Here is a 14,453-nt window from a genome sequence, read left to right as displayed (position 1 = left end):
TTAATAAGCGAAAAATTTATTTTTAAACTTCTTATTTAGCTTTCGCCAAATAATATTTCATCCCAGCTTGGTACTGCTGCTCTTCCAGCTTTACGTTTATTGTGCTCAGAAGATGATTTTTCTTGGCCATTAGTATTAATTTCTTGATTATTTTTAGCAGAATTTTGATTACTTTCAGCAGCATTTTTTTGCAAATTCGTACTAGCAATATCTGCTTTTTCAGCATTTTGAACTTTCGCAGCCAATGATTTTTGTGCTTCATTAGACGCATTGACGATTTTGCTATTCGTTTCGTTTCTATTAATAAATTCAGCATCTGGTTGTATTAGCGAAGTCTGCTGAGGATTATCTTCTTTAATAAATTGCGTATTTGTTTCAGTAGAACGCTTAGAATAGCCTTTTTCTAATACTTGCTGTATGTCAGAATTATTGTCCTGATTTTCGAAGGAAGATTGGGCTTGTGCATCTGCAAGTTTGTCACTGTTTCTAAGTTCCCATTGAGAAACAGCTCGTTCGATTCTGGCAGAACGAATAGAATTTCCTGGAAGCTCTTCAGTGTTGAATGGGAAATTAATGCTTACAGTGTCTCTATAAGCTCCACCATATGGAGATTGTTTAGAAGTATCCGCTGCATTAACATCTTCACCAAGCAATAATCTAGACGAAGGGTTCGCGCATGTAACAGAGTTGTCATGCATGTTCCATGTCCACTCAGCTTTAATAGTGCGAGTAGCAGTTTTGAAAGTAGCAGTAATTCGCCATGGCTCTAATCCTCTGCGCGTTGCTTTCCATTGCACTGTTTCCATGCCAATATGTGCTTTAGCTAATGTTCTTTCAATTAAATCTGCAATAGTGCGCATATTGCTTTGTTTAGGAGCAGGTACTAGAAGGAACTGCTCAATTGCATACTGCTTTTCGGTTTCAACGCCTGCAGAAAAACGCCTAACTTGTGCTTCACTAACGTTGTATCTTTGCGCCACATGTGAAGGTGCAACTCCTGCGCGAATCAATGCCTGAATTTGCGAAATAGGCAATGTTGCATTAGATTGTATAGAATTTGTGCCAGCATCTGCTGAGTTATGTTCATCGCTGTTTTTACTCGTAATTTTATGTGAACCAGCGATGGCGCGTTCCAGCGTGTCGTCCACTTGAATACGTAACGGCGTGTTTTCACAAATGAAAATCAAATTACCGTCTGCGTCAATATGGTCGAAACTCGCCTCTTTTGGCGGATTTTCAAGCATTATGCACCACTTTCTTCGCTTTTAACAATACTATTTATATACTTTAGTCCATACACTGCATTCTTTACCATTTTATTTAAAATAAAAAATGTGTAATATACGGGGTAGCATTCGTGTATGCTATGCGCGTAAGTAGCTTTAAAAACGAAAGGACCATAATGGCACAGGATTATGATTCTCCTCGTAGCAAAGATGAGGACGAAGAGTCGTTGGAAGCTTTGAGTAAAGGTTCTCAAAATTCAAACAGCGATATTGACGATGATGAAAATGCTATTGCTGAAGACTACGAGTTGCCAGGTGCTGATTTAAGTAACGAAGATGCATCCGTAACTGTTATCCCTATGCAAGGCGATGAATTTATTTGTTCTGAATGCTTCTTAGTTAAGCATCGCAGCCAGTTAGCTGAAACTAATGCTGATGGTCAGCCTGTTTGCAAGGAGTGCGCAGCTTAAATGGCATATGACGAGACCTATACTGGCCCCGAACAGGTTGAGGTATTAATTAAGTATCTCGATGATGAAACATCTACATTACAGCCGCTTTGCTACGCGCATGCAGGTGATGCAGGTGCCGATTTAAGAACTACCCAAGATTTTACTTTGCGTCCTTTCCAGAGAGCGCTTGTTCCTACTGGAGTTGCTATAGCTTTACCTGCAGGTTACGTTGCTTTAGTGCATCCTCGTTCTGGTTTAGCAGCAAAACAGGGTGTGACTGTGCTAAATGCACCTGGAACAGTTGATGCCGGGTATCGTGGTGAAATTAAGGTTCCTCTTATTAATTTAGATCCTGAGAACACAGTGCAATTCCATAAAGGTGATCGTATCGCTCAAATGGTTATACAACGTTATGTAGAAGCACAATTTATTCCCGCATCTAAATTACCTGAATCTGATCGCTCTGATAAAGGTTTTGGCTCCACTGGCGTACAATAATCTTTTTATAAATATCCGACCGGTTTTTAAAACTGAGTCGGATTTATTGTATGTATTTTTTGTTTTGGTAGTGTATTGAGCGAATTGCAGGTAGGATAGTAAAAAGTACCAGGAGGTGCCAAATGGGTGAACTTCAAGAGGATGTAAAAGGATCCAATAGGCTCGGATGTGAAATCAGCGAAGATTCTCAAAATCCATTATTGCCAATATTGAGCATGTGCAAATGGCATCATCCTAATGAGGATATGAGCATTCTTCATAGAGCTTATGATCGTGCTGTAAAGCAGCATACAGGTCAAAGACGCAAATCTGGTGAGCCATACATTATTCATCCTCTTGCTGTAGCTCAAATTCTTGCAGATCTTGGAATGGGACCAATTGTTGTTGCTTCAGGATTATTACACGACACTGTAGAAGATACAGATTACACGCTAGAAGAATGTCGAGCTGAATTTGGCGATACTGTAGCAGGTCTTGTAGATGGTGTTACAAAAATATCCAACATGGAATATGGCGAAAGTGCTCAAGCAGAAACTATTCGTAAGATGGTTGTTGCAATGAGCCGCGATGTGCGAGTGCTTGTAGTAAAGCTTGCGGATCGTTTGCATAATGCTCGTACTTGGAGGTATGTTAAGCCATCAAGTTCACATAAAAAAGCAAGAGAAACTCTTGACGTATATGCGCCTCTTGCTAACCGTTTAGGCATGAATGCAATTAAAACTGAACTTGAAGAGCTGAGTTTTAAAGTACTGTATCCAAAAATTTATAATGAAATTGTTGTTTTAGTTGCTCGTAGAGCAGGTCAGCGTGAAGTTTATTTACGACAAATTCTTGAAGAAATTAATGCAGATCTTGCAGAACAACATGTTAAAGCATCGGTAAAAGGTCGACCAAAAGATTATTTCTCTATTTACCAAAAGATGATCGTTCGAGGTCATGATTTTGCTAATATTTACGATTTAGTTGGTGTGAGAATAATAGTCGATTCTATTCGTGACTGTTATGCAGCATTAGGTGCAGTGCATGCTCGATGGAGCCCTGTTCCAGGACGTTTTAAGGATTACATTGCAACTCCAAAGTTGAATATGTATCAAAGCTTGCATACTACAGTTGTAGGCCCTGGTGGAAAGCCAGTAGAGATTCAAATACGCACATGGGATATGCATAGGCGTGCTGAATTCGGCATCGCAGCTCATTGGAAGTACAAAGCTAATGGTCAGGCTGGTCGCGCTTTAAGTAAGCCTGATAATGATGATTTAAAACGCGAAAATAATATTGATGACAAAAAAGAGCTTAGCGAAGCAGATAATCTTAAGTGGATTCAACAGCTTGCTGATTGGACTAGTGAGACTCCAGATTCAGATGAATTCTTAGGTTCATTAAAACAAGATCTTGGTGCTTCTGAAGTTTATGTTTTTACTCCAAAGGGGAGTATTGTTGCGCTTCCGCAGGATGCAACTCCTGTTGATTTTGCATATTCTGTGCATACTGAAGTTGGTCATCGCATGATGGGTGCGCGTGTAAATGGACGCTTGGTTCCTCTTGATACGAAACTTTCAAACGGTGACACTGTAGAGGTGCTTACTTCAAAGTCGGATACAGCTGGACCATCTCGCGATTGGCTGAGTTTTGTAAAATCTCCTCGTGCTCGAAATAAAATACGCCAATGGTTTAGCAAGGAACGCCGCTCTGAGGCGATTGAAGAGGGTAAGGATGAGCTAACTCGCGCTATGCGTAAACGTAACTTGCCTTTAACTACTTTGATGACGCAGCAGGCATTAATTGGCGTTGCTGATGAATTGAATTTGCCTACTAATGTTGAGTCTTTATATGCGGCTATTGGCGAAGGTCAAGTTTCTACACAGAATGTTATTTCGCGTTTAGTAAAAGATGCGGGCGCTGATGAAGTTGCAGAAGAAGTAGAACAAGAAGCATTGCCTTTACGCCATGTTGAGCGCAGCCATAAGTCTAACGGTGCTTTGGGAGTATCAGTTAAGGGTGTTGGAGACGTTTGGGTCAAGCTTGCAAAATGTTGCATGCCAGTTCCAGGAGATATGATTATTGGTTTTATAACACGAAACCAAGGTGTGTCTGTGCATAGGACTGACTGCCAGAACATGCTCGATTTGCAAAAAACTCAATCAGAGCGCGTTATTCCTGTTCAATGGACTAGCGATAAAGGCTTGTTCTTGGTTAAGGTCCAAGTTGAAGCATTGGATCGACAACATCTTCTTTCGGATGTTACTCGCGTTCTTTCAGATCATGGAGTAAATATTCTTTCCGGAACTATTGCTACAGGCGATGACCGTGTTGCAACAAGTCAATTTACCTTTGAAATGGCAGATCCTCAGCACTTAGCAACTCTACTTGCTGCTATCCGTAAAATTGAAGGCGTTTTTGACGTTTACCGCATTACGGGAGCAAAAGATAGCGCAGAGCCGCGTTTGCGAAAAATGGAACGAGGAAATCTATAAAAGATGGGCACCCCAGCTTTGGAGTGCCCATCTTTGTTTTTGCGCAAATAGTATTTGTTTAATGTAATAAATACGAAAAACGCTTAATTTCAGGCAGTAACAGCCTTCTTCAACAAGGAGCCAGCGGAAATACGTACACCGTAAGAAGCTGGAATCTTGATGGTTTCACCGGTACGCGGGTTGCGGCCAGTGCGCTCAGCACGCTTTACGCGTTCTGCGGAGAACAGACCAGTAAGCTTCAAACCTTCACCGGACTGTAAAGCCTCAACGAACACATCCTGGAATGCGTTGACGGCGGCTTCGGCCTGTGCCTTGGTCAGGTTGGACTTCTGTGCGATCTTAGAAACGAGATCAGACTTGTTGTATGCCATGCAGCATCCTTTGTGTCAGGGGACCTTCTCTTCAAAGGTCACGTTCATACTAGATATTAGTACATTTTCCCTACAAATGTAGCCATTTTTGCAATTTTCTTAATATTTTTTATTTATTTTTTGCTATTTTTTATTTAAAACGTACTTGCATTGAAACAGATACGATATTTGCTAATAAAAATACACAAATGTTTGTAAATCTCACTTATATAAGCTCATTATTGCTGAGCCACTTCATTGCAAACGCGCCTAACGGAATTCTCAACCAGTAGAACATAAGCCTATACAGAAGAGTGGCAGACAAAGCAACTGTTGGAGGAACACCTACAGATGTAAATGCGAAAGTAAGAGAAGCTTCAACAGCACCCAAGCCGCCTGGCGTAGGCACTGCCGATCCAGCAGCGTTAGCAAGTAAGAATAGTAAGATTGTTTCCCAAGGATTTGCGTAATATCCAAATGCAAGCAAAGAAATCCAATAACCCAATCCAATGCATGAAACAAGCACAATAGCACCAAAAGAGCCTGCAATAAGTTGCATAGGATGTGAAATAAGTTCCTTAATTTGATGGCCGTAATCAGATAATATTGGCAAATAATGCTTTCGAATTGCTTTACGAGCGGACGGAATAACCATTAAAACACAAACTATAAGTGTGATTATTCCAATGAAAGTAATGAGCATATGAGTAGGAATCATTCCAGAAAGCACATTTTTACCAGTGAAAACGCCTATAGAAAGTAATACTAAAGTTGTCATTAATGCTTGAATAAGCCATACTGCACTAGTAATTGCTGTAGCTTGAGCTGAAGTGTACCCGCTTTTCTTTAATAATTGCATATTTACAAATGCAGGACCAACACCAGCAGGCATAGAAACTGCTGTGAAACCAGTAGCTGCTTGAGATGCAAACAAAACATGTGCAGAAGGTTTTTGATCATCCATGAATGAGCCGAGAGTAATTGCAGATCCAATCCAAGCAAACATGCTGCAAGCAAAGCACATAAATACCATTACATTATCTGCGTGACGCAAGGCAGCAAATACTTCCTGAGGATGCCACTGTGTAGCAATAACAGCGACAGCAACAATCGAAAGAACCAAGCTAACAAAGAAACGTATATTGAAGCGCGCTAAACGCACAGTATCATAATCTTCTTCATCTGTGTGTAAAGCAACTATTTGACTTAACTTATTGCAAAGATTTTGGAAAACTTTTTTATTCCAAGATGGCAAAGATCTCGTGGAAGCAGGAATAGCAGCTTTCTGCATAAAAGGCAATAGTGCAGATAACTTTTCTGCACCCCATGTGTTAATAGCAGCTTTAAGAGCAGTGTCAATATCTGTGCAAGATGCAATAAGCGTTAAAAGCTGAACTTTATCAAGTGCAATATTTGTATCATCGCTGGCAACGTCGCCGTTTTGCCAACCTGCAATAACTGGTGTTCCGTCTTCAAGCCTAGCAATAGTTTCAGGAGTGATGCGTCTATGCGTAATACCGCGAGTGTTGGCAGCATCTACATAACGCATTAATTTTGCTGCATCATCAATAGTTAAAGTGTTCAAATTGCAAGGCAGTAGAGCGTTAGAAGCGTGAAAAACCATTATTGAAGATTTATCACTGTCGCTTACTCCATAAACATTCGCTGTTGGCAAATGCATATTTCGTAAAACAAGAAGCATAGAAAGGTGGTGATGAACAGAATGTCTAGCAGAACGATCTCTACGAGTTGGTATATCTACTAAACGCACCCACTGCCATAATTGATTTAAATAACCTGGTAAATGAACTTGATTATCTAATACTGAAATTACATAACGTATGCCGTGGATGTCTGTTGCATCATACAATCTTGAATTTTCAATTAAATCGTCATCAAGACTTGAACGAAGAACTCCAGTATGATCAGCTTGCTGAGTTCTACGAGTTAATTGAGTAAGATTATCTATGCCAATATTTTTTAAAGCAAGAACAATATCGTCACCCCAAGCACCCTTACTGCGTGTGCCTTTTGCGAAACGAATAAGCGTACCAATTGCTCTTCCTAAGCAACATGATACAAGAATAGCAGAGTAGGAATCCCAAGATGAAAATAGAAGTATTGCTGTAACAATGAATAAAGCATTCCAGCCCCACATTACATGCTTATATTCGCGTCTAGGACCACTAACTGTAAGAAAAGCAACCAGAACAGCATACATGTCTGGAAGCAAATCAGCCCAAGTGTTATTAGACCGCATTTGTAAAGATTCAATCAAAGCTATATTGTGTGTAGAAAATATCGCAATAGATAACAGCCATACTGAACCATAACTTATAAACAGCGTAATAACAGAAATAGCGGTATCAATCCAACGCCTGTCAGAAACCATGTGTGCAATAACTTCTGCAACAACAATAAGAGTAAGACCTTGCTGTATCAGAACAAATGAAAGATTATTAAAAGATAATCCTATAATTTGAGTAGCACTTCGTGCATCAATCTTCATAGCATCAGCCGTTGCTGATAAACACATTGACGACAACAAAGTAAAAACGCCAATTACAACTGATGATATTGCATACAACAAATCAGCCCAACTACGTACTAAGCTAGGCTGAGTATCTTCAATAACAAGATTTGGATTTATGCTAGATTGCATGGCTTTACCGTCTACTTAATCAATAAAGTCCACCAATTGTGAAGCAAATCCAGTGTAAGATTCTGGTGTCATTGCTTGCAAACGAGCTGCAGTATTGGCATCAAAGTTACGAGATTTAATGAATTCTTCTACGTCACTTTGTGAAATATGGTGACCACGCATTAATTCTTTTACTTGCTCATATGGTCGTTCCATACCAGGTACGCCAGCAATTTCTTCAGCACGCATTGCTGTTTGAATTGGCTCTCCAAGAACTTCCCAATTTTCGTCTAATTCTTTTGCCATAAATTCTTTATTAGGATGAATAGACTTCAAACCGCCTAAAAGATTATTCAAAGCAAGAAGAGCATAACCGAAAGCTGAGCCAACATTCCTTTGAGTAGTAGAATCTGTAAGATCACGCTGCCAGCGGCTTTCAGTAAGAGTTGCACATAATGTGTCAAACAGTGAGCAAGAAATCTCAAGATTAGCTTCAGCGTTCTCAAAACGAATAGGATTAACCTTATGAGGCATAGTAGAAGATCCTGTAGCTCCCTTCACAGGAACTTGCACAAAAATACCTCTAGAAATATACATCCATACGTCAACTGCAAGATTATGCAGAATATGGTTTATGTGACTTACAGTGCTATAAAGTTCAGCCTGCCAATCGTGGCTTTCAATTTGAGTTGTTAATGGATTCCATTGAATACCCATTCTATTTTCAACAAACTCTTGAGATACGCTAATCCAATCAACTTCTGGGAAAGCAGCTAAATGAGCTCCAAAAGTTCCTGTAGCACCATTCAACTTTCCTAAATACTCTTGATTATCAAGATGACGAAGTTGACGACGCAAACGATATGCAAACACTGCCAATTCCTTGCCTAAAGTAGTTGGAGTAGCAGGCTGGCCATGAGTTAACGAAAGCATAGATAAATCTCTATATTCGTTAGCATTCTTAACTAAATAATCAACTATCGCTTCTAAATTCGGACGATAAACGTTTAAAACAGCTTGCTTTACGCAACGCGCAATAGAAAGATTATTAATATCTTCACTTGTGCATGAAAAATGTACTAAAGTTTTTAAATTTGAAAGCTCAGTAGCATGACCAAGCTTATTCTCTGCTTCGTCTAACGCATCGTCAATGTAGTATTCAACAGCTTTAACATCGTGATGAGTAATAGCCTCATGCGCAGCATGACGAGCAATTCCTTCAGCATCAAAATTTTCAGGAATAGAACGCAAATATGAGCATTCTTCATCAGTTAAAGGATTAACACCCTTAACAATTGGCTGGAATTGATTAGCTTCATAACCATTTGCGAGAAGAATCATCCACTCAACTTCTACACGCATGCGCTCGCGATTTAACGCAGGTTCGCTTAAATATTCAACGAGTGCGGATGTTTGATTATGATAACGTCCATCGAGAGGAGTCAGAGCTATTGCAGGAGAAATATCGGTAAGCTTCATAGTTTAAGGTTACATCATGCTGCGAATTAGCTTAATTTTACTCAATAAGAATTTAATTATTTTATTTTTTCATTATTCCTTGCCACAATGTAGTACTTTGCAATTTGCCATTAATAGTATTCTGAAAATGTCGATCTTGCTCGCGCACACTTTTAGATCCGAGTTGAAGAGCATCTTCATAAGCTGCAGTATGGTAATGCAAATCATGAGTTAAAGTTCCTTCTTCTGGAACATCATTAACGAATATTCCGTCATTATCGAATTTTTTAATCGAATATTGTTTGCCAGAAAAACGCGTGACTCCAGGAGGTAAAGAACGCTTAGATTCTTTAACATGAATTGCATGCCCATGAATAGTCACCCAATTATTTCTACGAGGATTCTCCTTGCCATCTAAAGATGGTACAATCTCATCGTCCATCTCAATACTAGTAACCCAAGTCTTCTTGGGAATTGGATGATTTGCAATAGGAGATCCAGCAGTAACAACATGCTGTATGTTGTACTGTTTAAAGTAATCGCTTGCAATGCTTGCTGCAACAATGCCTCCCTGAGAATGGCCTACTAAAGCAACAGGCTCGTTAGGTTTAATTCCAGAACGTTTCATAGCTTCTACAACCATTCGAGTGCTATCAGCTTGTTTTCTCATTAAAGAACTATGACTCATTACTTCTGCGTTTTGTGCCCAACCAAAAGGAGAGTGTGCTTTACCGTCAGTTCCTGGAATTATTACTAACCATGACGAACTGCCATCGCTGCGCTTAAAACGTTGAATTGCAATAGTAGCAGCATCTGGATTAACAAGTGGTGGCCTAACGCCCAAATTTCCGCTTCCAAGTTCCGTTAAATTTTCTAAAGTTTCAAGCAGATTACGTCCATGTCTAGCAAGAACAGATCCAGGTTTTCTCCACGTCTCATTTACTTTAGTGAGAAGTAAATTATTACCTTGCTTTCGATCATTAATAGGCGCGCTTACGAAGCTAAGAGCACTAGAAATAAATGGAATAGCTTGTGATAAATATTTTTGAGCATTGGATAAAAAGTTTAGTGAGGTTTCACGCTCTTTTTTATTTATGGGGCCTTTCGCATTTCCGGCAATAAATATTGGCAAACTTGTAATAGGATTTAAAATAAGGTGCTGCGATAAACCTCGAATAATTCCTTGTTGCATACTCTTAGTTGCGTAGGACCATTTAGCAAGATATTGGAAACCTGAATGATTTTTATCATCTTGTTTGACAGCAAGACTTGCGGACAATAAAACGTGTAAAGCAAAAATAGGGTTTGCAAGAGCCAAGAAAGAAATTTTATTGTCTAACTCGTCTTTTGCACGAAATTCTGCATCTTCATATAAATTATTTGCTCTTACAATAAGAAAAGCAAGATTTTCTAAATTTTGAGACATTAAATAACATTTATGAGCATACTCATGACATATGCTTTCAGTTAAAAATGATTGTGAAGAATCATGAATATATGCTCCTGATTCTTTTTGTATACCATAATTTTGACCGGCAATAACCATCGCTGCATTAAGCCATAAATTTTTTAGCGTAAGCAATTCTTTAGCAATATTGTTGAGTTTTCTGGAGAAACTAATATACGCTTCTCTATCAGCAACGCTAAGCGTCATTCCACCTACAACAGAGGACTTAACTTTCCAAGACATACTATATTCCTCCGCGAATGTTATATAACGCATACGCTTGTGCGGAAATATTTTTCATACTATGACGAAAATGTTCGGCTGCAAGCCCTTGCCAATCTTCTAATTCAGTCGCTGCGGATTCTGCTATAACGCAGCGAGCGCACTCTTGAGTGCGTTGTATAAGCCATTGCCATTCGTAATATGTGTGCATAATCGTTATTACACACGTTCATTAATAAAAAGTCACTAAAAAATATTCAATGTGGTTAAAAGGTTATTCAATGCTTATTGCTTCGCTTATAACCAATCTTGAAGATTTAATTACCAAGGCTTATTGCTGCTTTCATCAGTTTTAGTACGTTTTTCTGTCTTTTCTAAACCTTGCTGGTCTTCTTGATTCTGTGAAGATTGAGAATCCACATGATCGTTCTGTTTTAGCAAGTTTTCAACTTTATTGCGCTGAGCATTGCTCAATTGAGGCTTAGACGAATCTGACTGCTTTTTATCTTTAGAAGAATTGTTAGAATTATCGTTTTTAAAATGATTGTTATGCTTTTTCGGTTTCTGTTGCTTATTAGTATTGTTTTGATTCTGCTTTAATTTTTCTGTTAACTTTCGTGATAATTCAGCATTTTTGTCAATACTATTTCGAAGTTGAGGAAGCAGTATCATTTCTTGAGATTTAGCATCATCAAATTGCGCATCAGTTTGCTGTTGCTGAGTTAAAAGCACATTCTTGTCGCTATCGATACTCTTAGCAGATTTTATGTTAGAAATAAGGCTATCCGTAGCAGTATTATACGCGTATTGTGCTCTCCAATTTACGATAGCAAAATACGCTACGAATATCGCAATAATCAAGAACAAAAATGTAACAATGCGAATAATTGTGCGACTAGACATGTGCTTCATACTAATTTCCTTGAAGTTATAAACCACGACATTAATTCCCAAATTAAAAGTATCGACGCAAATATTGCAAACGGCCAAATAATTGGTTCAGGTCTCAAACGAGGTTTTGCTGTCTCGTTCATTCTCCATTGGTGTGAAAGAATTGGTTTTGCTTCGTCTCCAAATGTTACGTTTAAAGATGAGTGCATATACTTGCCGCTAAGCTCATCGGCAATATTTCGCAAGTTCTTTTCATCAAGCTTTGAAATTCCAGGATTTCCTGTAGCAGGATCAATAACCCATTGATTAGAGGTATTGTCTTCGCTGTAGTCGTCAAGTTGCAGCTGTGTTTTTTCCAAAGGTATTTTAGCTCCTTTAGATGAGCCTATTCCAATAACAAATGCGTTAGTAATATAAGCTCTGAGCGATGAAAATGTGCGGCGCTTTCGTTGTGTTGTTTCCTCACCATCGCTTAAAACATACAAAACTGTTGTATCATCTGGATGAGCATCATGTATAGCTTTTGCAGTAAGCAAAGTTTGATCTATAGGAGCGTCAAGACTAGTTCCAGTAGCTACGCTAGTTGGTTCAGTTCGTAAAGTATTTATCCAATTGTCAACTGCTCTAGCATCAGGCGTTAATGGAACATCGACAGACGTAGAAGCACCAAAAGAAATAGCAGCAAAACTTGAGTTAGCATAGGATTTTGTTATTTGACGAATAATATTCCTTGCTGCATCAATACGCTCAATCTTACTATTTTTTGCATAATCAGCGTCTTTTGCTCTCATTGAACCTGTTATATCTAGAGCAATAATCACGTTTGTTGCATTTACTGCTCTTTGTAAAGTTGAACGCATAATACTTGGAGATAGCACGCAAATTATTAGCATTATGCATATGCCAATACGTCTTAATCTCATGCAAAAAGTTTCATCACTTGATCCAGGTTTCCTACGTATAGGCACAATTTCAAAAAACATTGCTGCCAACAAAACTAATATTGCAATAATCGCAATAATCCAGCCATATGATGGAGAAAAAACCAACTGACCTGCTTGAGAAGTGTCAGAAGCTTCAATTTTAGCGTGTGCAAACAGTAGGGTAGTAGCAGAAAATAGTGTTGTTGTCATCGCTTCATCCTCTTTGCAATAGCTAACCAAATCACAACGCTAAACACAGTAAGCAAAACCCAAAGACCAGGATCGTCGCTAAATGCAGACTGAGCAGTGCCTTGAGGAATTGCAGTATGTCTTTTTTCAATTTCTTTTACTAAATTAATAACAGAATCAGAATTGCGTTGAGAAAGGAAAATTCCACCATGAGATTCAATAAGCTGTTTCATTTCTAACGTAGCATCATCATTCTCATTCTGTTTTGCGCCGGAATATAACCCGTCGACAGTAATTTTAGCTTGCTTTGTTAAATCTAAAGCTTGCTTTAATGAGTAAGTTTGTTTTCCAGAAACAACATTATCTGTAGCAAGAACAATGGAAGCACTTCTATTAAAACGGCTTTGTATTTTATGGTTATTATGAGCAGAACCATAAATAAAACCTGGAAGCATTGCTGCGCAACTAACTAAACCGTCTCCAATAAGAGATGTTGCGTTTTTGCGATTTTGAGTTCCTTCAAGCCAGTCAGAAATTTCCTGATATTGGCGTTGTTGTAAACGATTAATACGACTTTGCGATTGAACTCCGCCAAGCAAATTTGCAGCATATTGCAATTGTTTTTTAGCTAGTCGATAATCGTCAGTCAGTGGAAAAACTGTTCTAGATGTGGAGTTAAAAATGCTTAATCCAATGCGTTCACCCTGAAAATGCTCAATAAAATTAAGATACGCTTGAATTACTTCGCGATCATATGGTAAAGCAGAACCTGAAACGTCTAAGCATAAAACAATGTCTCTAGAACTAACTTGCTCGTTCGCATTAAACACTCGGGCTGGTCTAGAAGCAACAGCAAGCGAACTGCATAAAGATACTACCAATGCAGCTGCAGCAAACCTTCTAAACATTCGCCACATATACCATGAATGACTAGTAGTAGTTCCTTGTAGATCATTGTCAAAAGTAAAAGTATAGAATTTTCGCGTAATATTACTAGTTTGACTCTTATACTTCTTTTTTAAAATATTGCTACGAATGGAATCTAAAATTAGTAAGATAGCAAAAATTGCTACAGAAATAACAACGCCTGCAACAAAAAGCAAAGGCCATTGCCATCTCCATGGCCATATGTATTCCCAAACATTATTACTCATCAACGTTTGTCCTTCGTTTGCCAGCCTTCAAGCAATACTAAAACCCATTCAGCAGCCTGCTCAACAGTAGTATTTCGCGCTTGCTCGTTTGCTTTGCGATCAGCAAATTCTGGAGGATACAAAGCAGATATTGTTTGGCGTAACATATCAGCACCTTTTTTATTGCGCCATTTCAAACGCAAAGAAGCCAATTCTCCCAAAGTGTGAGTTTGAATATCTTCACCGCTCATCTTCGAAACATATAATCTAGCAATAGAAGCCAATTCTGCACAAGCCTGATCTTTAGTAAGTTCATTGTTATGATACTTCTCAACAATCGCATCAATATCTTTACGCCAAGCTTGTTTGTCTACATTATGAACGTGAACTGCTTCTGTAGAATTGCTACTTTCAGTTAATTTTTTTGGCTTTTTAAAAGAAAAATATAAAACCGCAAAAGCAATAAAGATAACAACAAACGATGCAGAAAGTAGTATTAAAAAAAGCGTTTCATCATGTAAGGGCTTTTGAATATCTTCCAGGCTCATT

The 14,453-nt window shown here is 38.6% G+C and carries 13 protein-coding genes; 3 read left to right on the top strand and 10 right to left on the bottom strand.

Annotation, left to right across the window (positions count from 1 at the left end; all coding sequences use genetic code 11):
* Positions 1-35: 35 nt before the first annotated feature.
* Positions 36-1,244: a septation protein SepH gene (gene sepH, locus HXT40_RS03595; RefSeq protein WP_248893315.1), complete on the bottom strand. Its 1,209-nt coding sequence runs from the start codon at positions 1,242-1,244 to the stop codon at positions 36-38.
* 158 nt (positions 1,245-1,402) lie between these two features.
* Here sepH and HXT40_RS03590 point away from each other — a divergent pair, with 158 nt between their 5' ends.
* The 3 genes from HXT40_RS03590 to HXT40_RS03580 all read left to right on the top strand — a co-directional run bounded on the left by HXT40_RS03590 (position 1,403) and on the right by HXT40_RS03580 (position 4,650).
* A complete protein-coding gene (locus tag HXT40_RS03590; protein WP_004111484.1) occupies positions 1,403-1,696 on the top strand; it encodes a DUF4193 domain-containing protein in 294 nt (97 codons plus the stop codon).
* Positions 1,697-2,176, top strand: coding sequence for a dUTP diphosphatase (dut, locus tag HXT40_RS03585; protein ID WP_004106773.1), 480 nt, complete (start codon positions 1,697-1,699; stop codon positions 2,174-2,176). It abuts the gene before it with no gap.
* 122 nt (positions 2,177-2,298) lie between these two features.
* Positions 2,299-4,650, top strand: coding sequence for a RelA/SpoT family protein (locus tag HXT40_RS03580; protein WP_012914125.1), 2,352 nt, complete (start codon positions 2,299-2,301; stop codon positions 4,648-4,650).
* 89 nt (positions 4,651-4,739) lie between these two features.
* Here HXT40_RS03580 and HXT40_RS03575 read toward each other — a convergent pair whose 3' ends face one another.
* The 9 genes from HXT40_RS03575 to HXT40_RS03535 form a co-directional block, all read right to left on the bottom strand.
* Positions 4,740-5,021: an HU family DNA-binding protein gene (locus tag HXT40_RS03575; RefSeq protein WP_004119480.1), complete on the bottom strand. Its 282-nt coding sequence runs from the start codon at positions 5,019-5,021 to the stop codon at positions 4,740-4,742.
* 205 nt (positions 5,022-5,226) lie between these two features.
* The gene (locus HXT40_RS03570) at positions 5,227-7,662 is read right to left on the bottom strand and encodes a lysylphosphatidylglycerol synthase transmembrane domain-containing protein (RefSeq protein WP_004111489.1); all 2,436 of its coding nucleotides are present in this window, start codon (positions 7,660-7,662) and stop codon (positions 5,227-5,229) included.
* 15 nt (positions 7,663-7,677) lie between these two features.
* Positions 7,678-9,120 (bottom strand): adenylosuccinate lyase, encoded by a 1,443-nt coding sequence (purB, locus tag HXT40_RS03565; RefSeq protein WP_416091081.1) that lies wholly within the window; start codon positions 9,118-9,120, stop codon positions 7,678-7,680.
* Between the two features lie 61 nt (positions 9,121-9,181).
* Positions 9,182-10,789 (bottom strand): esterase/lipase family protein, encoded by a 1,608-nt coding sequence (locus HXT40_RS03560; RefSeq protein WP_421777156.1) that lies wholly within the window; start codon positions 10,787-10,789, stop codon positions 9,182-9,184.
* 1 nt (position 10,790) lies between these two features.
* Positions 10,791-10,979, bottom strand: coding sequence for a hypothetical protein (locus tag HXT40_RS03555; RefSeq protein ID WP_004119491.1), 189 nt, complete (start codon positions 10,977-10,979; stop codon positions 10,791-10,793).
* 110 nt (positions 10,980-11,089) lie between these two features.
* Positions 11,090-11,680 (bottom strand): DUF6466 family protein, encoded by a 591-nt coding sequence (locus tag HXT40_RS03550; protein ID WP_102155209.1) that lies wholly within the window; start codon positions 11,678-11,680, stop codon positions 11,090-11,092.
* The gene (locus tag HXT40_RS03545; protein ID WP_004111501.1) at positions 11,677-12,792 is read right to left on the bottom strand and encodes a vWA domain-containing protein; all 1,116 of its coding nucleotides are present in this window, start codon (positions 12,790-12,792) and stop codon (positions 11,677-11,679) included. The genes HXT40_RS03550 and HXT40_RS03545 overlap by 4 nt, the downstream gene beginning before the upstream one ends.
* Positions 12,789-13,925: a vWA domain-containing protein gene (locus tag HXT40_RS03540; RefSeq protein WP_116440619.1), complete on the bottom strand. Its 1,137-nt coding sequence runs from the start codon at positions 13,923-13,925 to the stop codon at positions 12,789-12,791. Before HXT40_RS03540 ends, HXT40_RS03545 begins: the two co-directional genes overlap by 4 nt.
* Entirely contained in the window at positions 13,925-14,452 is a 528-nt protein-coding gene (locus HXT40_RS03535; protein WP_116994771.1) for a hypothetical protein, read from the bottom strand. Before HXT40_RS03535 ends, HXT40_RS03540 begins: the two co-directional genes overlap by 1 nt.
* Position 14,453 lies beyond the last annotated feature (1 nt).

It is taken from the genome of Gardnerella sp. DNF01180P (genome assembly GCF_049244205.1).
Taxonomy (GTDB): domain Bacteria; phylum Actinomycetota; class Actinomycetes; order Actinomycetales; family Bifidobacteriaceae; genus Bifidobacterium; species Bifidobacterium swidsinskii.
The sequence above is the reverse complement of the archived record's forward strand: the minus strand, read 5'-3'. Positions and strand labels throughout refer to the sequence as shown.

Coding starts and splice junctions, on each gene's coding strand:
- HXT40_RS03540 (WP_116440619.1), bottom strand. CDS start 13,925: ATGAGTAATAATGTTTGGGAATACATATGGCCATGGAGATGGCAATGG.
- HXT40_RS03560 (WP_421777156.1), bottom strand. CDS start 10,789: ATGTCTTGGAAAGTTAAGTCCTCTGTTGTAGGTGGAATGACGCTTAGC.
- HXT40_RS03550 (WP_102155209.1), bottom strand. CDS start 11,680: ATGAAGCACATGTCTAGTCGCACAATTATTCGCATTGTTACATTTTTG.
- HXT40_RS03545 (WP_004111501.1), bottom strand. CDS start 12,792: ATGACAACAACACTATTTTCTGCTACTACCCTACTGTTTGCACACGCT.
- HXT40_RS03555 (WP_004119491.1), bottom strand. CDS start 10,979: ATGCACACATATTACGAATGGCAATGGCTTATACAACGCACTCAAGAG.
- HXT40_RS03590 (WP_004111484.1), top strand. CDS start 1,403: ATGGCACAGGATTATGATTCTCCTCGTAGCAAAGATGAGGACGAAGAG.
- sepH (WP_248893315.1), bottom strand. CDS start 1,244: ATGCTTGAAAATCCGCCAAAAGAGGCGAGTTTCGACCATATTGACGCA.
- purB (WP_416091081.1), bottom strand. CDS start 9,120: ATGAAGCTTACCGATATTTCTCCTGCAATAGCTCTGACTCCTCTCGAT.
- HXT40_RS03570 (WP_004111489.1), bottom strand. CDS start 7,662: ATGCAATCTAGCATAAATCCAAATCTTGTTATTGAAGATACTCAGCCT.
- HXT40_RS03535 (WP_116994771.1), bottom strand. CDS start 14,452: ATGAGCCTGGAAGATATTCAAAAGCCCTTACATGATGAAACGCTTTTT.
- HXT40_RS03575 (WP_004119480.1), bottom strand. CDS start 5,021: ATGGCATACAACAAGTCTGATCTCGTTTCTAAGATCGCACAGAAGTCC.
- HXT40_RS03580 (WP_012914125.1), top strand. CDS start 2,299: ATGGGTGAACTTCAAGAGGATGTAAAAGGATCCAATAGGCTCGGATGT.
- dut (WP_004106773.1), top strand. CDS start 1,697: ATGGCATATGACGAGACCTATACTGGCCCCGAACAGGTTGAGGTATTA.